We start from the raw sequence: 18,006 nt of genomic DNA on the forward strand, positions 1-18,006 counted from the left end.
CGAGGCGGGCGTGGCCGGCGGGTGCTCGACGAGCTGGCGACGGCGCAGGCCTTGGCGGTGTACTTGCTGCGTGGGCTCGACTGCGGCGCGCTGGGTGAGGGCGAGTTGCCGTTCGGGCGGTCGGAGCTGGAGAAGTACGCCCGGCGCGAAGTCTGAGCGTCAGTCACCGAGGCGGGCGCGGTCGGCGGCTTCGCGGCCCGCGCCCCAGCCTTCGTGGCTGCGCACGGTCACCGACTTGTGCACCACTTCGGGGAAGCGCGTGCTGAACGCCGACTCGACCTTCAGCTCGTGCGAAGCCAGCACCGGCAGCAGCCGGGCCGCGTCCGGCGACTCCGCGACCGCCGCCGCGGCGGCCTGGTCGAGCCGCTCGCCGATCCGGGTGGCGTAGGCGACGAGGAACGACTTCCGGAACGCGCGGTCCCGGCCGGCCGGGTCGGCGATCATCGCCCGCGTCGCCTGGACGAGCAGCGACGTCGTCATCAGCTCGACGGCGTCCAGGTCGTCCTCGTCGCCGACGACGGTGACGAACCCCCAGCGCGGGTCGAAGATCGCGCGGCACCGGTCGGCCTTCGCGACGACGTGCACCAGCAGCGACTTGGCGTCGACGTACGGCGTGTCGAGCCAGATCCGCCGGGCGGCGGGGACGTCGGGCGCGGCCTCGCCGGCCTCGACCAGCACGCGGTCGAGGGCGTAGCGGGTCATCAGCTCCTGCGCCTTCGCCGAGAGGGCCTCGGCCTCCTCCGGGAACGAGCTGGACTCGGCCTTCGCCAGCAGCGCGCGCACCCGGCCGAGCTTCTTCTCGTCGACGGCGTGGTGCACGGGCCGCTCGGGGCTCGCGGTCCCCGGCACGGGCAGGACGGGGGTGACCTCCGGCAGGGTGAGCAGGAACCCGAGGGCTTCGATCACGGTCGTCACCGCCTCGGCCGGGGTGAGGATGTGCTTGGCCGCCCACTGCGTCAGGTGCGGCTCGGACCACCAGCGCGTGGCGCCCACCTCGGCGAGCCGGTCCCGCCAGCCCGGGTGCACGGTCTCCGGGGCGAACCGCTCGACGTGGGCGGCGAGGGTGTCGAGGACGTAGGACCGGGCGAACTCGTCGAGGTGGCGGCGGGCGGCCTGGTCGAGGTCGTCGGGCAGCCAGCCGCCGCGGCAGACGCGGGCGATGAGCCGCTGCCCGGCTTCGCGCGCCCCTTCGGCCAGTTCGGCCGTCAGGTCCAGGCCGGGCGCCAGCCGCTTCGCGTGCTTCCTGGCCGCACCCGGGACGCCCCGCGCGACCTCGTAACCGGCGGCGAGGAGTGTGTCCCGGGCTTCGGCGGCGGTCGGCGCGGGGCCGGCCCAGGGGACGGGTTCCGGCTCGGCCGGCCGCTTCCGGCGGTTCTTCTTGCCCACGCTGGGAGAGTGTGCCTCACCGCAGCCGGGGGAGGGCGTCGCGGGCCGCGTGGCTCAACGTCCGCAGGTCGTCCGCGAAACGCTCCCGGTGCTCGGCCGGGATCGGGCGGAAGAAGAACTGCTCGATGTTCTCCACGTGCACCCGGCTCGCCCGCACCGTCGTCTCCTCGCCCAGCGGCGTCAGCCGGACCAGCTGGACGCGGCCGTCGCGCGGGGAGGGGGTGCGGGTCACCAGGCCGAGCGCCGCCATCCGGTCGACCAGGCGGGTCGCGCCACCCGTCGTGAGGACCTGCTCCTGCGCGATCGAGCGCATCGTCAGCCCGTCCGGGCCCGTGCGGCCGACGATCAGCAGCACCTCGTACATCAGGTGCGTGATCCCGCATTCCCGCTCCAGCGCCCGCCCGAGCAGGTACTCGAGGCGGTTCGCCGCGCCCTGCAGCCGCCCGAAGGCCAGGATCCGCGGGTCGTACCCGGCCTGCTGGGCCGACGTGATCTCCACTTCACTCCTCCATGCGCAACGCGAGGTAGACGTCGAGCTGGTCGGTGAACTCGGTCAGGTCCGCGCCGAGCAGCTCGCCCGCCCGGCCGATGCGGTACCGCAGCGTGTTGACGTGGACGTGCAGGGCCTTCGCCGCCCGCGTCGGCGAGCCCGAGCACTCCAGGAACACGCGCACCGTGTGCACCAGGTCCGTGTGCTGCTCGGCGTCGTACTCCAGCAGCGGCCCGAGCACCCGGCGCCGCAACGCCGCGCGCAGCCCGGCCGGGGTGCCGGCCAGCAGCAGCCGGTGCGCGTCGACCTCGCCGGCCTCGACGGCCACGACGGTTCCCGCCCGCCCGGCCGCCACGTCCAGCGCGAACCGCGCCGTGGCGAACGCCTCGGCCCGCGGCGCGGAATCGCCCACGCCGCACAGGATCCGGGACGCCCGCAGCAACGGCTCCACAGTGGACAACCCCGCCGAGCCGGGCCACTGCGAGACGGCCGCGTACGAAGTGTCCCCTGTGGACTCCAGCAGCAGGCCGTCCGGCAGCAGCTCGCGCAGGACGTCCCGGCTCTCGTCGCTGCCTTCGGTCCGCAACGCGACGACGTGCGCGACGTCGGGCACGTCGGCCTGGGGCGGGACCGCCCGCGCCCGCGTGACGCCCACGAGCCCGGCCAGCTCCTCGGCCAGCTCGGCCTGCGCGGTGCTCAGCGGGCCGCCGGCGGCGATCAGCCACGGCACGGCGTGCCGCCCCTCGACCGGGACCACCGTCAGCGGCCCGGGCTCGCGCGCCGCGTGCCGCCGGACGACGTCGGCGGCGGGCAGCGGCAGCGGCGCGGTCCCGGCGATCACCCGGCCGAGGCCCGAAAGCACCCAGCACGGCAGCCCGAGTTCCGCCGAAGCGCGTTCCAGCAGGGTCTCGACCGGGGCGTCCGCAGCGGCCTGCAAACGTTTGCGCGCGCTGTCGGACGCGGCGGCCAGCGCCAGCACCACCTGCTCGGTGATCACCGAGAACGACAGGTCCGCGGGCACTTCGAGCAGCGGGATCCGGTGCCGCTCGCAGGCGTCGACCACGTCGGCCGGTATCCCGCCGGAATCGGCGCCGGACGCGGCCAGCGCCGCCGCGCCCGAGCGGGCCAGCGCGGCCACGAACGGCTCGGCGTCACCCGGGCGCCGCCACCAGAGCAGGCCGGACAGCACCAGCTCGCCCGCCGACAGGTACCGTCCGGGGTCGGGCAGCTCCGTGACGTAGATGCGCGTCACGGGCCGGTCGAGCAGCTCGGCGCCGGCGCGCGGGCGCAGCCGCAGGCCGGGCAGGCCCAGCAGAGTTTTCACGGTCGTCATCAGGCTTGTAGGAAAGCACAAACGCCCCCGGTTTCGCTGCTGTGCGTTTCATGCGCCGTGCCGTTGCCGCCCCGGCCCCGTGAGGCGTCTACTGGTCTACCGCCCTCACGAAGGAGCACAGCAGTGGAGTTCCTGCGTCCCACGACGCTCGCCGAGGCCCTCGCCCTCAAGGCGGAGCGGCCGGACGCCGTGCCGATCGCCGGCGGCACCGACGTCATGGTCGAGCTGAACTTCGACCACCGGCGCCCCGGCGCCCTGCTGGACCTGACGACGGTCGGCGAGCTGGCGGAGTGGTCCACATCGGACGGCACCGTCCGGCTGGGTGCCGGTGTTCCCTACACCCGCGTCATCGCTGAACTGGGTGAATCCGTCCCGGCGCTGGCCATGGCGTCCCGCACGGTCGGCTCGCCCCAGATCCGCAACCGCGGCACGGTCGGCGGCAACCTCGGCGCCGCGTCCCCGGCCGGCGACACCCACCCGGTGCTGCTCGCCCTGGACGCGCGGATCGAGGTGGCCTCCGTCCGGGGGACCCGGATCCTCCGCGCGGAGGAGTTCTACGTCGGGGTGAAACGCCACGCCCTCGACCCGGACGAGCTGATCACCGCCGTCCACCTGCCCGCGCACGCCGGTCCGCAGCAGTTCGCCAAGGTCGGGACGCGCAACGCCATGGTCATCGCGGTCTGCTCCTTCGCGCTGGCCCTGCGCGACGGCCAGGTGGGCGCCGCGATCGGGTCCGCCGCGCCGACCCCGCGCCACGCCCGCGAAGCCGAGGAGTTCCTCGCCGCCGAGCTGCCGTGGGGCTCGGCCGAGGCGCTGCCGGACTCCCTGAAGCGCCGCTTCGGCGAGCTGGTCGGCGCGGCCGCGCGGCCGATCGACGACGTCCGGGGCAGCGCCGCGTATCGGAAGCACGCGTTGGGGGTACTGGCGCGGCGTACGTTGACTTGGGCCTGGGACGACCACCGGACGGGGGAGCGCGCATGCGCCTGAATGTCACGATCAACGGCGAGGAACGCGAGGCCGACGACGTGTGGGAGGGCGAAAGCCTGCTCTACGTCCTGCGCGAGCGGCTCGGCCTCCCGGGGTCGAAGAACGCCTGCGAGCAGGGCGAATGCGGCTCCTGCACGGTCTACCTCGACGACGTCCCGGTCTGCGCCTGCCTGGTCGCGGCCGGGCAGGCCGAGGGCCGCGTGGTCCGCACGGTCGAGGGACTGGCGAACGGCGACGCCCTCGACCCGGTCCAGCAGTCCTTTGTGGACAACGGCGCGGTGCAGTGCGGCTTCTGCACGCCGGGCCTGGTGGTCGCCGCGCACGACCTGCTGAACCGCGTTCCCGATCCGTCGGACGAGGAGATCCGCGAGGCGCTCGCCGGCAACCTCTGCCGCTGCACCGGCTACGAGAAGATCCTCGACGCGGTGCGCGCCGTCGCCAAGGGAGGTGTCGCGTGAGGACGCTCATCGCGAACGCGGCGATCGCCACGGTCACCGGCGAGGAGTACGCGTCCGGGCACGTCGTCGTCGAGAACGACCGGATCGCCGAAGTCGGCGAAGGCGTCTACACCGGCGAGTTCGACGAGCGCGTCGAGGCCGAAGGCTGCCTGATCACGCCCGGCCTGATCAACACCCACCACCACCTCTACCAGTGGGCCACCCGCGGGATGGCCGCCGACCACACGCTCTTCGAGTGGCTGGTCGCGCTCTACCCGGTCTGGGGCCGCCTCGACGACGAGATCACGCACGCCGCGGGCACCGCCGGGATGGCCCGGCTGGCGCTGACCGGCTGCACGACCGTCGCCGACCACCACTACGTCTTCCCGCGCGACGGCGGCGACCAGGTCGCGGCCCTGGCCGCGGCCCGGCAGCGGATCGGCGTCCGGCTGCACGTCGTGCGCGGGTCGATGGACCGCGGCGAGTCCGACGGCGGCCTGCCGCCGGACAACCTCGTCGAGTCGACCGAGGACGCGCTGACCGGCACCGAAGCGGCGATCGACCGCTTCCACGACGCCTCGGCCGGCGCCCACCTGCAGATCGCCGCGGGCCCGTGCTCGCCGTTCTCGGTCACCGAACGGCTGATGTCCGGCGCCGCCGAACTGGCCCGCCGCAAGGGCGTCCGGCTGCACACCCACCTCGCGGAGACCGACGACGAAGAGCGCCAGTGCCTCGCCGAGGCCGGCTGCACGCCCGCCGAGTACGCCGACAAGCTCGGCTGGCTCGCCGACGACGTCTGGCTCGCGCACACCATCCACCTCGCGCCCGATGCCATCCGGCGGTTCGGCGCGACCGGCACCGGTTCGGCGCACTGCCCGACGTCCAACGGCCGGATCGGCGCCGGTATCGCCCCGGTCCGCGACCTGCTCGACGCCGGGGTCGCGGTCGGCCTCGGCGTCGACGGGGCCGCGTCCAACGAGTCCGGCGGTCTCGGCGAAGAACTGCACCAGTCGCTCCTGCAGGCCCGCCAGCGCGGCGGGCCCCGCGGCCTGACCACGCGGGAAGCGCTGTGGATGGGCACGATGGGCGGCGCCCGCTGCCTGGGCCGGGCCGGCGACCTGGGCTCGATCGAGCCCGGGAAGCTCGCCGACCTCGCCGTGTGGGACCTGACCGGGCTGAACTACGCGGGCATCACCGACCCGGTCGCGGCACTGGTGCTCGGCACCACGCCGCCGTTGCGCCGGCTGTTCGTCGGCGGCAAGGCCGTCGTCGAGGACGGCACGCTGCGCGAAGCCGACGAATCCGCCATCGCCCGCGAGCTGGCCGCCGCGAGCGCCCGGTTGAGGGAGGCCAGATGACCAGCACCGTCAGCGCACCGGCCGTCGACGGCGTCGGTACGTCCCCGCGGCGCCCCGACGGCACGGTCAAGGTCCGCGGCGAGTTCGCGTACTCCTCGGACCTGTGGCACGAGGACATGGTGTGGGGCGTGACGCTGCGCAGCCCGCACCCGTACGCGCGGATCACCTCGATCGACATCACCGGCGCCCTCGCCGTGCCCGGGGTGTCCGCGGTGCTCACGCACGAGGACGTCCCGGGCGTGAACCGGTACGGCCTGGAGCACGCCGACCAGCCCGTGCTCGCCTCCGAGGTCGTGCGGTACCAGGGCGAACCGGTCGCGCTCGTCGCGGCCGACCACCCGGAGACCGCGCGCCGGGCGATGAAGCGGATCGTCGTCACCTACGAAGAGCTGGAGCCGGTCACGGACTCCGAAGCGGCTGTCGCGGGCGAAGGGCCTTCGCTGCACGACGGCGGCAACGTGGTGCGGCACGTGAAGATCCGCCGGGGACCCCAGGACGCCGTGGCCGACGTCGTCGTTTCGGGCGTCTACGAGGTCGGTATGCAGGACCAGGCGTTCCTCGGCCCGGAGTCCGGGCTCGCCGTGCCGGACACCGAGGGCGGCGTTGACCTGTACGTCGCGACGCAGTGGCTGCACGTCGACCAGCAGCAGATCGTCGCCGCGCTGGGCCTGCCGGTGGAGAAGGTGCGGCTGACGCTCGGCGGCGTCGGCGGCGCGTTCGGCGGCCGCGAGGACCTGTCGATGCAGGTCCACGCGTGCCTCCTCGCGCTGCACACCGGCAAGCCGGTGAAGATGGTCTACAACCGCGAAGAGTCCTTCTACGGCCACGTCCACCGCCACCCGGCGAAGATGTACTACGAGCACGGCGCCACGTCGGACGGCAGGCTGGTGTACGTGCGTACGCGCCTGTACCTCGACGGCGGCGCGTACGCGTCGTCCACGGGCGCGGTGGTGGCGAACGCCGCGACCCTCGGCGTCGGGCCGTACAAAGTGGACAGTGTGGCCGTCGACTGCTGGGGCACGTACACGAACAACCCGCCGTGCGGCGCGATGCGCGGGTTCGGCGCGGTGCAGGCGGCGTTCGGCTACGAGTCCCAGATGGACAAGCTCGCGGCCGCCTGCGGCCTCGACCCGGTCGAGATCCGCGTCCGCAACGCCATGAGCGAAGGCGACCTGATGCCGACCGGCCAGGCCGTCGACGCGGAAGCGCCGGTCGCCGAGCTGCTGGGACTGGTGCGGGACAAGCCGATGCCGCCCGAGCGGCCCTTCGACCTGCGGCACATGCCCGGTGGCGTCTCGAACACGACGCACGGCGAAGGCGTCGTCCGCGGGGTCGGGTACGCCGTCGGGATCAAGAACGTCTGCTTCTCCGAGGGCTTCGACGACTACTCGACCGCGCGCGTGCGCCTGCAGCTGGTCGGCGGCGAGCCGGCCGCGACCGTGCACACCGCGGCCTGCGAGGTCGGCCAGGGTCTCGTGACGATCATGCAGCAGATCGTCCGGACCGAACTGGGCGTCGACCAGGTCACGGTCCTGCCGATGGACACCTCGATCGGCAACGGCGGCTCGACGTCGGCGTCGCGCCAGACCTACGTCACCGGCGGCGCCGTACAGGCCGCCTGCGGTGCGGTGCGGGCGAAGCTGCTGGCCCGGTTCGACCGGAAGACGCGCATCGTCGGCGGCAAGCTCGTCGCGGCCGACGGCCAGGTGCTCGCCGGCCTGGTGGACGTGCTCGGCGACGACGTCTACGACGAGACCGTGGAGTGGCGGCACCGGCCGACGACCGCGCTGGACCCGGAAACCGGGCAGGGCACCGCGCACGTGCAGTACGCGTTCGCCGCGCACCGGGCGGTCGTCGACGTCGACACCGAGCTGGGCCTGGTGAAGGTGGTCGCGCTCGACTGCGCCCAGGACGTCGGCAAGGCGCTCAACCCGCAGGCCGTGCTGGGCCAGATCCAGGGCGGTTCGGCGCAGGGGCTCGGGCTCGCGGTGATGGAGGAGATCCAGACCTCCGGCGGGAAGATCCGGAACCCCTCCTTCACCGACTACCTGATCCCGACGGTCCTGGACATGCCGCCGATGAGCATCGACGTCCTGGAGCGCCCGGACCCGCACGCGCCGTACGGCCTGCGCGGGGTCGGCGAGCCGCCGACGATCTCGTCGACCCCGGCGATCGTGGCCGCGATCCGGGCCGCGACCGGGCTCGCGCTCACCCGCGTCCCGGTCCGGCCGGAGCACCTCACCGCTACCTGAGCTGCCAGTTCTGGTTGGCGTCGTCGTTGCAGCCCCAGAGTTCGAGCTGGACGCCGTTGACGTTGCCGGCGGGCTTGTCGCCGCCGGTGACGTCGACGCACAGCCCGGCCTGCGTGATCGAGCCGTCCGGGTTGAGCTTGAACTTCTGGTTCGCGCCGCCGTGGCAGGTCCAGACGATCAGCTTCGTGCCGGCGGCGGAGCTGCCGCCGTCGGCGTCGAGGCAGAGGCCGTTGGCCTTCAGCTCACCGGCACCGGTGAACGTCCAGGACTGGTTGGTGCCGCCGTCGCAGTCCCAGATGTCGACCTTCGTGCCGGGCGTGGTGACGTTGCCGTTGATGTCGATGCAGCGGGCCGACGACGCGCCCTGCAGCGGCCGGGCGGTGCTGGTGCCGCTCGCGTTAGCCTTGACGCGGTAGATCACCGTGCCGTGCGAGGGCACGGCGGCGCTGATCGCGCCGGAGCTCGTGGTCTGCTCCTTCGACCACAGGTTGGTCAGCCGGTAGCTCGACGCGGCGGGCAGCCCGGCCGCGGCGGCCGTCGTCGAGACGGTCTTCATCGTGCTGTTCTCGTTGAACAGCACCACGGCCACGTCGCCGTCGGCCAGCGGCTTCGCCAGGACGTCCAAGCCGCCGGACGACGAGATCCGCTTGCCCTGCTTGCCCAGGGAATCCTGGTCGACGGCGATGACGTCGGAGTTGAGGTACGTCGAGAAGGTGGCGACGCTGGCGCTGCGGAGGTCGGCGCCGGCGATCAGCGGCGCGGCCATCGCGGCCCAGAGCGTGAAGTGGGCGCGGTCCTCCTGGAAGTCCATGCCGTCGCCGACTTCGAGCATGTCCGGGTCGTTCCAGGCGCCGGGCTTCGCGGCTGACGCGAGCCCGACGTTCTGGCGGTAGATCGAGTCGATGCTGCCCCAGTTGTTGGTGATGTCGCCGGTGGTGCGCCACAGGTTGCCGACGTCCGGCGCCCACGTCGACGGGCTGAAGTTGCCCCATTCGCAGATGCTGTAGGCGATCGGGCGGCCGGTCGCCTTGAGCGCGTCGCGCATCGCGGAGTAGCGGCGGACGTAGTCCTGCTGGGTTTCCCCGGCGGGGCTGCCGCAGTTGTCGTACTTGAGGTAGTCGACGCCCCAGCTCGCGAAGCTGTTCGCGTCGGTCTGCTCGTGCCCGTGGCTGCCGGGGTAGTGCTGGCAGGTTTCGGTGCCCGCGCTCTCGTAGATCCCGAACTTCATCCCGCGCGCGTGGATGTAGTCGCCGAGCGCCTTGAGGCCACTGGGGAACTTGGCGGGGTCGGCCACAAGGTTGCCCGCGCCGTCGCGGCTGCGCGTCATCCAGCAGTCGTCGAGGTTGACGTAGGTGTAGCCGCGGTCGCGCATCCCGGAGCTGACCATCAGGTCGGTGGTCTGCTTGACCAGCGTCTCGTTGATGTTGCACTCGAAGGTGTTCCAGGTGTTCCAGCCCATCGGCGGCGTGCGCAGGAGGCCGTTTTCGAGGGCGTCGGCGGGTGGGCTCGCGAGGCCGATGGCGGCTACGGCGGTGGCGAGGACGGCGAGGACACGGCGCATGGCAGCTCCAACCGACAGCGGTGGGGGAGGAGGAGAAGTGCAGCTTCCGTGTCCCCTGCTGTGTGGTCAAGCGCCATCTTGAGTATTCGTGTTGGATTCCCGACTAAAGTTGTGCGTTCTCGTTGAGGAGCCGACGGGCGACGTCGACGGTCGCGGCCCCGGCGACGGCCATCGCCTCGGTGTCGCGCAGCGAGCGGCAGAGCACGAACGCGCCTTCGAGGTTGTTGACGGCGGTGATCGTCAGCGTCCGGGCCGCTTCGGGGCTGAGCCCGAACTTGCCGAGCTTCTCGGTCCCGGCGTCGATCCACGCCGTGAAGACGTCGGCGGTGGCCTGGCGCAGCGGCTCGTTGGTGCTCGCGACTTCCAGCGCGACGGTCGCGATCGGGCAGCCTTCGACGTAGTCGGTCGCTTCGAGGGTCGCGATCCCGGCGGCGAAGAACGACTCGATCCCGCTGATCAGGTCGGGCGCGGGCGCGATGAAGAGGTCGAAGAGCTGGATGTAGGCGAGCCCGGACGTGCGGATGACCTCGGCGCCGAGCTGCTCCTTGCCACCGGGGAAGAAGTGGTAGAGCGACCCGAACGGCGCGTTCGCCTCCGAGACGATCTGCTTGAGCCCGGTGCCGGTGTAGCCGTTGCGCCGGAACAACTCCGCGCCGGCGGCCATGATGCGTTCCTTGGTCCCTGCCACCCTCCCATGATAGAGCGATCTATCCACCGCACTTTCACGTGAAAGTGCGGTCAGTGGAGGTCCCAGGCCGGGCCCGGGTCCTCGGCGTCGTCGCGCAGGATCGTGCCCTCGATGAGCCCGTACGGCCGGTCCGCCGCGTAGAACACCTCGTTGTCGTTCTTCAGCCCGAACGGGCTCAGGTCGACCAGGAAGTGGTGCTTGTTCGGCAGCGACAGCCGGACCTCGGCGACCTCGTCGCGGGCCTCCAGCACCGCCTGCCCCATCGCGTACAGCGTCTGCTGCAGCGAAAGGCTGTGCTTCGTCGCGAACGTCTCCAGCATCAGCCGCCGGATCTCGCGGTGGCTTTCCGCCCAGTCGACGTCGACGCCTTCGTAGCGCCACTTCGCCGTGACGGCGGTGGCGAGGATGCGGTCGTCGGTCTCGGCCAGCGTCGTGTACTGGTCGCGGGGGAAGCCGTGGAACTCCGAACCGGTGGACTTGAGCAGGGTCAGGCCGTCGATGCCGGACACCACCCACGCGCGTTCGCCCTGGACCGTCACCGCGGTCGTGCGCCGTTCGTCGCCGGAGCGGCTGAACGCGTGGTCGTGCGGGGCGCCGCCGACCGCGATCCGGTCCCAGCCGTGCTCGTCGATCTTGACGCGCGCGCCGGTGATGTTCTCCTGCGTGCCGACGAAGTGGCGGGCCAGGCGCAGGCCGAAGTCCTCGATCTCGCCGACCGGCGCCTCCTTCGCGAAGGCGTACACGGTGTTCTTCTGCGTGTCGGTCGCGAGCACGCCGGCGTTGTCGCCGGTCAGGTGCGTCGCGGCCAGCTCACCGCGCAGCGACGTCGACACGGTGAGGTCCTTCAGGTGGTGCACGGGGCCGTCGCGGCGCACCGTCACCAGGCGGACCTCCGCCTTGCCGTACTGGTTGGGGCCCAGGGTGATGGCCACGGTCAGCTCCCTCGGTAGGTCGAATGGGCGAACGGGCTGAGCAGGAGCGGCACGTGGTGGTGCGCGGTGCCGTCGAGGATCCGGAAGGTCAGGGTGACCTCCGGGAAGAACGCGTCCGGGCCCAGGTAGGCGCCGGTGTCGAAGACCAGGCGGTAGACGCCGGGCTCGAGGGTTTCGGGGCCGAGGTCGCGGATGCGGCCGTCGTCGTCGGTGCGGCCGTCGGCGATCGGCTTCCCTTCGGCGGTCTCGAACCGGACGGCGATGCCCTGCGCGGGCTGTCCTTTCGCCGTGTCCAGGACGTGGGTCGTCACGAGGCTCACGCGGTCACCGCTTTCGCGAGTCGGAGTTCGGCGATCTTGAGGAGTTCGCGCCCGGCCACGGCCAGCTCGGTCGCGGGGTCGTTGTCCAGGCGTTCCCGGAGGATCCGCAGCAGCTCTTCGCCGCTGCGGCCGCTGGCGCAGACGAGGTAGACGTGCCCGAACTTGGCTTCGTACTCGGCGTTCGCCGCGGCGAACGCGTCCGGATTGTCCACACCGGACTGTTCCGAGCGCGCGAAGCCGCCCGCCGGCTTCTCCCCGATCCGGGGGTGCGCGGCCATCGCCTGCCGGATCTCGTCGCTGCTCAGCGGCAGGTCGGCGGCGGCTTTAAGCGCGTCGACGTCGGCGTACGGGCGCCCGGCCAGCACGGCGTCGACCCACCGGGGCACGGCGAGGCACTCCGTCAGCAGCGGCCGGACGTCGGTGGTGTTGAACTCGGTGAGCAGCACGGCCTGACCGTACGTCGGCCCCGGAGTTCCGTCAACATTTTGTTGAAAGCGCTGGTCAGTCCGCTTCCCGGTTGAGGTAGTTGTAGACCGTGAACCGGGTGACCCCCAGCGCGTCGGCCACCGAGGAGACCGATTTCCGCAGGCCGAAGGCGCCGCGCTCCCGCAGGAGCCGGACCGCGCGCTGCTTGCCGGCGCGGTCGAGTTCGCCCAGCTTGGCGCCCAGTTCGCGTTCGACGTCGGCGATCAGCCGGGCCAGCGCGTCGTTCAGCTCGACCGCGGGCGCGCCCCGGTCGTCGTCGGCCCGGCGCAGCTGCAGCGTGACACGGGTGGCGCCGCCCTCCAGCGCGGCTTTCGCGATCGCCGGGAGCGCCTCGTACAGCTCCTTCGCCTCGCCTCTCGCGAGGGTCCCGAGCGGTCCGAAGTCGGTCTCCAGCCCCGCTTCCGCGGCGGCGTCCCGCGCGGCGAGCGCGTGCTCGGGCGGCGAACCTTCGCCGTGGAACGGTTCGCTGGTGAATTCCGCTTCAAGCCGCACGAAGATGACCGTAACGCGCTACGTCCGTCGTTGACGAGCGGCGCGCGCCGTGGTTACTGTCGTTGTGCGAAACCGTCTTTCCGTTCTGTGGAATCGATGGTGCTCATCCTCCCGGCGAAGGGCTTTCGGATGGATCTTGTGGTGCGCGCAGCCCGGGCCGTGACGGCCGCGGGCGAGGTTCCGGTGACGCTCGGCGTCGACGGCGGCCGGATCGTCGCGGTCGAACCCGGCGGCGCCGCGCTGTCCGGCGACCGCGTCCTCGACCTCGGCGACGACGTCGTGCTGCTGCCCGGACTCGTCGACACGCACGTCCACGTCAACGACCCCGGCCGCGCCGAGTGGGAAGGCTTCGAGACGGCCACCCGCGCGGCCGCCGCGGGCGGGGTGACCACGATCGTGGACATGCCGCTGAACAGCCTGCCGCCGACCGTCGACGTCGCCGCGCTGGACGTCAAGCGCAAGTCGGCGGCCGGCCGGGTGCACGTGGACGTCGGCTTCTGGGGCGGCGCGATCCCGGGCAACGTCACCGAACTGCGCGGGCTGCACGACGCCGGCGTCTTCGGGTTCAAGTGCTTCCTGCTGCACTCCGGTGTCGACGAGTTCCCGCCGCTCGACCCGGCCGGGCTCGGCGAAGCGTTGCGGGAGCTGAGTTCCTTCGACGCGCTGATGATCGTCCACGCCGAAGACGCGCACGAGATCGACTCGGCGCCGGAACCGCACGGCGGTCGCTATGTCGACTTCCTGAACTCGCGGCCGCGGCAGGCGGAGAACCTCGCGATCACGCACGTGATCGACGCGGCCCGCGCCGCGTCCGCGCGGGCGCACATCCTGCACCTGTCCTCTTCGGACGCTCTGCCGCTGATCGCCGCGGCGCGCCGCGACGGCGTGGCGCTGACCGCGGAAACCTGCCCGCACTACCTGAGTTTCGTCGCCGAGGAGATCCGCGACGGCGCGACGCAGTTCAAGTGCTGCCCGCCGATCCGCGAGGCGGCCAACCGCGAGCGGCTCTGGCAGGGGCTCGCCGACGGCGTGCTCGACACGATCGTCAGCGACCACTCGCCGTGCACGCCGGAGCTGAAACGCTTCGACAGCGGGGACTTCGGCGAGGCGTGGGGCGGCATTTCCAGCCTGCAGCTGGGACTGCCGGCGATCTGGACGCAGGCGCGCCAGCGCGGCTTCGCGCTCACCGACGTCGTCCGCTGGATGGCCGAGCGCCCGGCGGCGCAGGCCGGGATGCGGCGCAAGGGGCACCTGGCCGTGGGCTACGACGCCGACTTCTGCGTGTTCGCGCCGGACGAGGCGTTCGTGGTCGACGTCGCGAAACTGAAGCACCGCAACCCGGTGAGCGCCTACGACCGCCGCCCGCTGGCCGGCGTCGTGCGCTCGACGTGGCTGCGGGGCACCGAAATCACCGGCGACGCGCCGCACGGCGAGCTGCTGACCCGGGGGAACTGCTGAAATGGAGGCTCTCGTGTCCGACCGTCCTGAGTGGACAGAACTGCCCGACCTCGCGTCCCGGCGCTTCGGCGGGACCGTGATGTGGGCGACCGACGAGCTGTTCGCCGAGAAGGAGAACCTGGTCAACCCGTGGGTCCCGGCGCACCGCGCGGAGACGTTCGGTCCCAAGGGCCAGGTCTACGACGGCTGGGAAACCCGCCGCCACCGCGAACCGGGCGACGACCAGGCCGTGCTGCGGCTCGGCCTGGCGGGCACGGTCACCGGCGTCATCGTCGACACGGCGTTCTTCAAGGGCAACTACCCGCCGTTCGTCTCGGTCGAGGCGACGTCGGTCCCGGGCTACCCGTCGGCGGCCGAGCTGGCCACGGCCGACTGGGACGTCCTGGTCGACCGCGCCCCGGCCGCGGGGCACACGGAAAACTTCTACACGGTCAACGGTTCCCGCCGCTACACGCACGTCCGCCTGACGCAGCACCCGGACGGCGGCGTCGCCCGCCTGCGCGTCCACGGCGTGCCGATCCCGGACCCGGACCTGCTGGACCTGGACGCGCTCGACCTGGCGGCACTGGAGAACGGCGCCGTCGTCACCGGCTGCAGCAACAAGTTCTACTCATCGCCGAACAACCTGCTCTCCCCGGGCCTGGCCGCGCACCAGGCGGAGGGCTGGGAGACGGCCCGCCGCCGCGACGACGGCAACGACTGGGTGACCCTGCGCCTGGCGGGCGCGGGCCACGTCCGGTTCGCGGAGCTGGACACGAGCAACCTCAAGGGCAACGCCCCGGGCTGGGCCTCGGTCAGCGGCCGCGACACCTACGGCGAGTGGGTCGACCTGCTCCCGAAGACCCGCCTGCAGCCGGACACCCGCCACCGCTTCGCCCTGAAGGACGGCCCGGAGGTGACGGAAGCCCGCCTGGACATCTACCCGGACGGTGGCCTGGCGCGGTTGCGGCTCTTCGGACGGCTCACGGAAGCGGGCCGGACGAACCTCAAGGCGAGGTTCGCGAAGACGCGTTAGTCGTTCGCGCCCGGGCGGTTGAGGTAGGCCGAGGCCAGCGACAGGACGCACGCGCAGCCCGCGATCGCGCTGACCCACCACGGCAGGCCGGTCACGATGCTCCAGACGAAGCCCGCCGCCGCCAGGAGGGCGACGAGGAGGTTGCGGAACTGGAGCGGGGTCGGTTTGGCCATGGCGCCAGCCTCTCACGGCCTGCTCAGACGTCCGCGTGCTGCCCGGGTTCGAGGAGCACCAGGCGGTCGGCCAGCCCGGCCGCCTCGAACGCCTTCCGCAGCACGTCCGGGCCTTCGCTGAAGTGCCGCCAGCCGCGGAAGTGCAGCGGGACGATCTTCGCCGCGTCGAGCACCTTCGCGGCTTCGGCGGCGTTCTCGCTGGTCAGCGTCAGGGGAGCGCCGTCGAACAAGACCGTCCGGGCGGCGCCGGCGAAGAGCACCGCGATGTCGACGTCAAACCGCGCGGCGATCTCGCGCACGAGGTCGACCGACGCGTTGTCGCCGCTGACGTAGACGGTCGGGAGGCCGTCGCCGGTCAGGACGAACCCCGTCACGTCGCCGGTCAGCCGCGAAGCACCTTCGGGGCCGTGCAGCGCGGGGACGGCGGTGACGGTCAGCGGCCCGACGCGGGTCTCTTCCCACGGCGCCAGGCCCTTCGCCGTCCCGCCGAGCCGGGCCGCGCCGGCGGGCGTGATCAGCGTCAGCGGCACCGTGGCGAGGTACGCGCGGCCGCGGTCGTCGAGGTTGTCGGGGTGCTGGTCGTGGGAGAGCAGGACGGCGTCGACCACGCCGACCGCCTCCTCGGACAGCGCCGAGTCCTCGGTCTTGACCAGCACGCGCTCGCCGACGGGGTGGTCGCCGGGCGCGTCGAAGGTCGGGTCGGTGAGCAGCCGGACGCCGCCCAGCTCCAGCAGGGCGGTCGGGCCGCCGGAAAACGTGATCCCCAGTGTCATGTCTGGGCCAACACCGGGAACGTCCGTTCTCTTCCCTAGGGTGCCGACTGCCGCCGCGAGCTGATCACGCCGGTGTTGAACCCGGCCAGGTGCAGCCCGCCGGCGAAGCGCGCGTGCTCGATCTTCACGCACCGGTTCATCACGACGTCCAGCCCGGCTTCGCGGGCCCGGTCGGCCACCGGCTCGTGCCACAACCCGAGTTGCAGCCACAGCGTCCGCGCGCCGGCGTCGACGACCTCCTCGGCCACCTGCGGCAGGTCGTCGTGCTTGCGGAACACGCTGATCAGGTCGAGTTCGCCGGGGACGTCCTCGAGCGAGGCGTAGACCGGCTTCCCGAACAGCGTGTCCAGCCGCGGGTTGACGAAGTTGACCTCGTAGCGCGTCGAGGACAGCAGGTAGGTCGCGACGAAGTAGCTGGGCCGCGCCGGGTTGGCGGACGCGCCGACCAGCGTCACCGACTTCGTCCGGTTCAGGATCGCGCGCCGCTCGACGGCGCCGACGTCGTACGTCATCCCGCCACCGCCTTGCCGAGCGCCTGGTCGAGGTCCCAGAGGATGTCGTCGGTGTCCTCCAGGCCGATCGACAGCCGGATCAGGTCCGGCCCGACGCCCGCGGCCGCGAGCTGTTCCTCCGACAGCTGCGCGTGCGTCGTCGACGCCGGGTGGATGACGAGCGACCGCGCGTCCCCGACGTTCGCCAGGTGCGACAGCAGCTCCACCGACTCGACGAACTTCTCGCCCGCCGCGCGGCCGCCGTCGATGCCGAAGGAGAACACCGCGCCCGGCCCGGCGGGCAGGTACTTCTTCGCCAGCTCGTGGTGCGGGTGCGAGGGCAGCCCGGCGTAGGACACCCAGGCCACGCGCGGGTCGGCTTCGAGGTGCTCGGCGATCGCTTTCGCGTTGGCGACGTGCGCGTCCATCCGCTGCGGGAGCGTCTCGATCCCTTGCAACAGCAAGAAAGCCGAGTGCGGCGAGAGCACCGCGCCGATGTCCCGCAGCTGCTCGGCGCGCAGCCGGGTGCAGAAGGCGTACTCGCCGAAGTTCTCCCAGTAGCGGAGGCCGCCGTAGCTGTCGACGGTCTCGGTCATCCGCGGGAACTTCCCGTTGCCCCAGTCGAACTTCCCGGATTCGACGACGACCCCGCCGAGCGTCGTCCCGTGGCCACCGAGGAACTTCGTCGCCGAGTGCAGCACGATGTCGGCGCCGTGCTCGATCGGGCGGCAGAGGTACGGGGTCGCCAGCGTGGCGTCGACGACGAGCGGGATGTCGTGGGCGTGGGCCAGGTCCGCGAGCGCGGCGAGGTCGGCGATGCCGCCGCCCGGGTTGCCGATGACCTCGGTGTAGAGCAGCCGCGTCCGGTCGGTGATCGCCGCTGCGTAGTCGTCGATCCCGCCGCTGACGAACGTCGTCTCGACGCCGAAGCGCCGGAGCGTCCCGGTGAGCTGGGTGACGGTCCCGCCGTAGAGCCCGCTCGCGGACACGATGTGGTCGCCGGCCTCGGTGAGCGCGCTGAAGGTGAGGAACTCCGCGGCCTGCCCGCTCGCGGTCGCGACCCCGCCGATGGCCCCTTCGAGGCTGGCGACGCGCTCCTCGAACGCGGCGACGGTCGGGTTCCCGATCCGGCTGTAGACGTTCCCGTACTTCTGCAGCGCGAAGAGGTTGGCGGCGTCGGCCGCGTCCTCGAACACGAAACTGGTGGTCTGGTAGATCGGCACGGCCCGCGCGCCGGTCGCCGGGTCGGGCGTGCCGCCGGCGTGCAGGGCGCGGGTGCGGAAGCCCCAGGTGCGTTCGCTCATCGGGGCTCACCGTAACCGCAGGTTCGGCCGTCCGGTCAAGTTTCCCAGCGCGTGAGCGAGGCTACCCTTC

General features: G+C 72.3%; 20 protein-coding genes. 7 read left to right on the forward strand and 13 right to left on the reverse strand.

The genetic code is table 11. The annotated features are described in order from the left end of the window. Positions 1-21: 21 nt before the first annotated feature. Positions 22-156, forward strand: coding sequence for a DUF6986 family protein (locus tag EIY87_RS48880; protein ID WP_263855599.1), 135 nt, complete (start codon positions 22-24; stop codon positions 154-156). Positions 157-159: 3 nt separating this feature from the next. Here EIY87_RS48880 and EIY87_RS05585 read toward each other — a convergent pair whose 3' ends face one another. The 3 genes from EIY87_RS05585 to EIY87_RS05595 are packed head-to-tail and all read right to left on the reverse strand — an operon-like array spanning position 160 to position 3,209. Beyond that, entirely contained in the window at positions 160-1,386 is a 1,227-nt protein-coding gene (locus EIY87_RS05585; RefSeq protein WP_125306542.1) for a DUF2786 domain-containing protein, read from the reverse strand. 16 nt (positions 1,387-1,402) lie between these two features. Further along, on the reverse strand, positions 1,403-1,885 hold the full coding sequence (locus EIY87_RS05590) for a MarR family winged helix-turn-helix transcriptional regulator (protein WP_125306543.1): 483 nt from the start codon (positions 1,883-1,885) through the stop codon (positions 1,403-1,405). A 1-nt stretch (position 1,886) separates the two neighbouring features. Beyond that, positions 1,887-3,209: a PucR family transcriptional regulator gene (locus tag EIY87_RS05595; RefSeq protein WP_125306544.1), complete on the reverse strand. Its 1,323-nt coding sequence runs from the start codon at positions 3,207-3,209 to the stop codon at positions 1,887-1,889. A 123-nt stretch (positions 3,210-3,332) separates the two neighbouring features. Between EIY87_RS05595 and EIY87_RS05600 the strand changes: the two genes are divergently transcribed. The 4 genes from EIY87_RS05600 to pucD are packed head-to-tail and all read left to right on the forward strand — an operon-like array spanning position 3,333 to position 8,243. Then, positions 3,333-4,196, forward strand: a complete 864-nt coding sequence (locus tag EIY87_RS05600; RefSeq protein WP_125306545.1) for an FAD binding domain-containing protein — start codon at positions 3,333-3,335, stop codon at positions 4,194-4,196. Beyond that, positions 4,187-4,654 carry a (2Fe-2S)-binding protein gene (locus EIY87_RS05605; RefSeq protein WP_125306546.1) on the forward strand — a complete coding sequence of 156 codons (468 nt, stop codon included), beginning with the start codon at positions 4,187-4,189 and terminating at the stop codon, positions 4,652-4,654. The genes EIY87_RS05600 and EIY87_RS05605 overlap by 10 nt, the downstream gene beginning before the upstream one ends. After that, the gene (locus EIY87_RS05610; protein ID WP_125306547.1) at positions 4,651-5,991 is read left to right on the forward strand and encodes an 8-oxoguanine deaminase; all 1,341 of its coding nucleotides are present in this window, start codon (positions 4,651-4,653) and stop codon (positions 5,989-5,991) included. Before EIY87_RS05605 ends, EIY87_RS05610 begins: the two co-directional genes overlap by 4 nt. Beyond that, a complete protein-coding gene (gene pucD, locus EIY87_RS05615) occupies positions 5,988-8,243 on the forward strand; it encodes a xanthine dehydrogenase subunit D (protein WP_125306548.1) in 2,256 nt (751 codons plus the stop codon). Before EIY87_RS05610 ends, pucD begins: the two co-directional genes overlap by 4 nt. Here the strand turns inward: pucD and EIY87_RS05620 are convergent. The 6 genes from EIY87_RS05620 to EIY87_RS05645 all read right to left on the reverse strand — a co-directional run bounded on the left by EIY87_RS05620 (position 8,236) and on the right by EIY87_RS05645 (position 12,722). After that, entirely contained in the window at positions 8,236-9,804 is a 1,569-nt protein-coding gene (locus tag EIY87_RS05620) for a glycoside hydrolase family 27 protein (protein WP_125306549.1), read from the reverse strand. The genes pucD and EIY87_RS05620 overlap by 8 nt on opposite strands. Positions 9,805-9,907: 103 nt before the next feature. After that, entirely contained in the window at positions 9,908-10,492 is a 585-nt protein-coding gene (locus EIY87_RS05625) for a TetR/AcrR family transcriptional regulator (RefSeq protein ID WP_449657933.1), read from the reverse strand. A gap of 50 nt (positions 10,493-10,542) precedes the next feature. Next, positions 10,543-11,424, reverse strand: a complete 882-nt coding sequence (gene pucL, locus EIY87_RS05630) for a factor-independent urate hydroxylase (RefSeq protein WP_125306550.1) — start codon at positions 11,422-11,424, stop codon at positions 10,543-10,545. 2 nt (positions 11,425-11,426) lie between these two features. After that, a complete protein-coding gene (uraH, locus tag EIY87_RS05635; RefSeq protein ID WP_125306551.1) occupies positions 11,427-11,744 on the reverse strand; it encodes a hydroxyisourate hydrolase in 318 nt (105 codons plus the stop codon). Further along, positions 11,741-12,190, reverse strand: coding sequence for a 2-oxo-4-hydroxy-4-carboxy-5-ureidoimidazoline decarboxylase (gene uraD, locus EIY87_RS05640; RefSeq protein ID WP_125306552.1), 450 nt, complete (start codon positions 12,188-12,190; stop codon positions 11,741-11,743). Before uraD ends, uraH begins: the two co-directional genes overlap by 4 nt. Before the next feature lie 55 nt (positions 12,191-12,245). Continuing rightward, entirely contained in the window at positions 12,246-12,722 is a 477-nt protein-coding gene (locus EIY87_RS05645; protein WP_125306553.1) for a helix-turn-helix domain-containing protein, read from the reverse strand. Positions 12,723-12,851: 129 nt separating this feature from the next. On the opposite strand from EIY87_RS05645, the gene allB reads away from it, so the two are divergent. Further along, on the forward strand, positions 12,852-14,180 hold the full coding sequence (gene allB, locus EIY87_RS05650) for an allantoinase AllB (RefSeq protein ID WP_125306554.1): 1,329 nt from the start codon (positions 12,852-12,854) through the stop codon (positions 14,178-14,180). A gap of 1 nt (position 14,181) precedes the next feature. After that, complete coding sequence (alc, locus tag EIY87_RS05655; RefSeq protein ID WP_125306555.1) at positions 14,182-15,195, forward strand: allantoicase; 1,014 nt, start codon at positions 14,182-14,184, stop codon at positions 15,193-15,195. On the opposite strand, the gene EIY87_RS47990 is transcribed toward alc, so the two are convergent. The 4 genes from EIY87_RS47990 to EIY87_RS05670 are packed head-to-tail and all read right to left on the reverse strand — an operon-like array spanning position 15,192 to position 17,936. Continuing rightward, positions 15,192-15,368: a hypothetical protein gene (locus tag EIY87_RS47990; RefSeq protein WP_191983963.1), complete on the reverse strand. Its 177-nt coding sequence runs from the start codon at positions 15,366-15,368 to the stop codon at positions 15,192-15,194. The two genes, alc and EIY87_RS47990, sit on opposite strands and share 4 nt — an antisense overlap. Before the next feature lie 23 nt (positions 15,369-15,391). Next, positions 15,392-16,141 (reverse strand): MBL fold metallo-hydrolase, encoded by a 750-nt coding sequence (locus EIY87_RS05660; RefSeq protein ID WP_125306556.1) that lies wholly within the window; start codon positions 16,139-16,141, stop codon positions 15,392-15,394. A 35-nt stretch (positions 16,142-16,176) separates the two neighbouring features. Beyond that, complete coding sequence (locus tag EIY87_RS05665; protein ID WP_125306557.1) at positions 16,177-16,653, reverse strand: CoA-binding protein; 477 nt, start codon at positions 16,651-16,653, stop codon at positions 16,177-16,179. Then, positions 16,650-17,936, reverse strand: coding sequence for an O-acetylhomoserine aminocarboxypropyltransferase/cysteine synthase family protein (locus EIY87_RS05670; RefSeq protein ID WP_125306558.1), 1,287 nt, complete (start codon positions 17,934-17,936; stop codon positions 16,650-16,652). Before EIY87_RS05670 ends, EIY87_RS05665 begins: the two co-directional genes overlap by 4 nt. Between the last annotated feature and the right edge of the window lie 70 nt (positions 17,937-18,006).

The organism is Amycolatopsis eburnea, assembly GCF_003937945.1.
Lineage (GTDB): Bacteria > Actinomycetota > Actinomycetes > Mycobacteriales > Pseudonocardiaceae > Amycolatopsis > Amycolatopsis eburnea.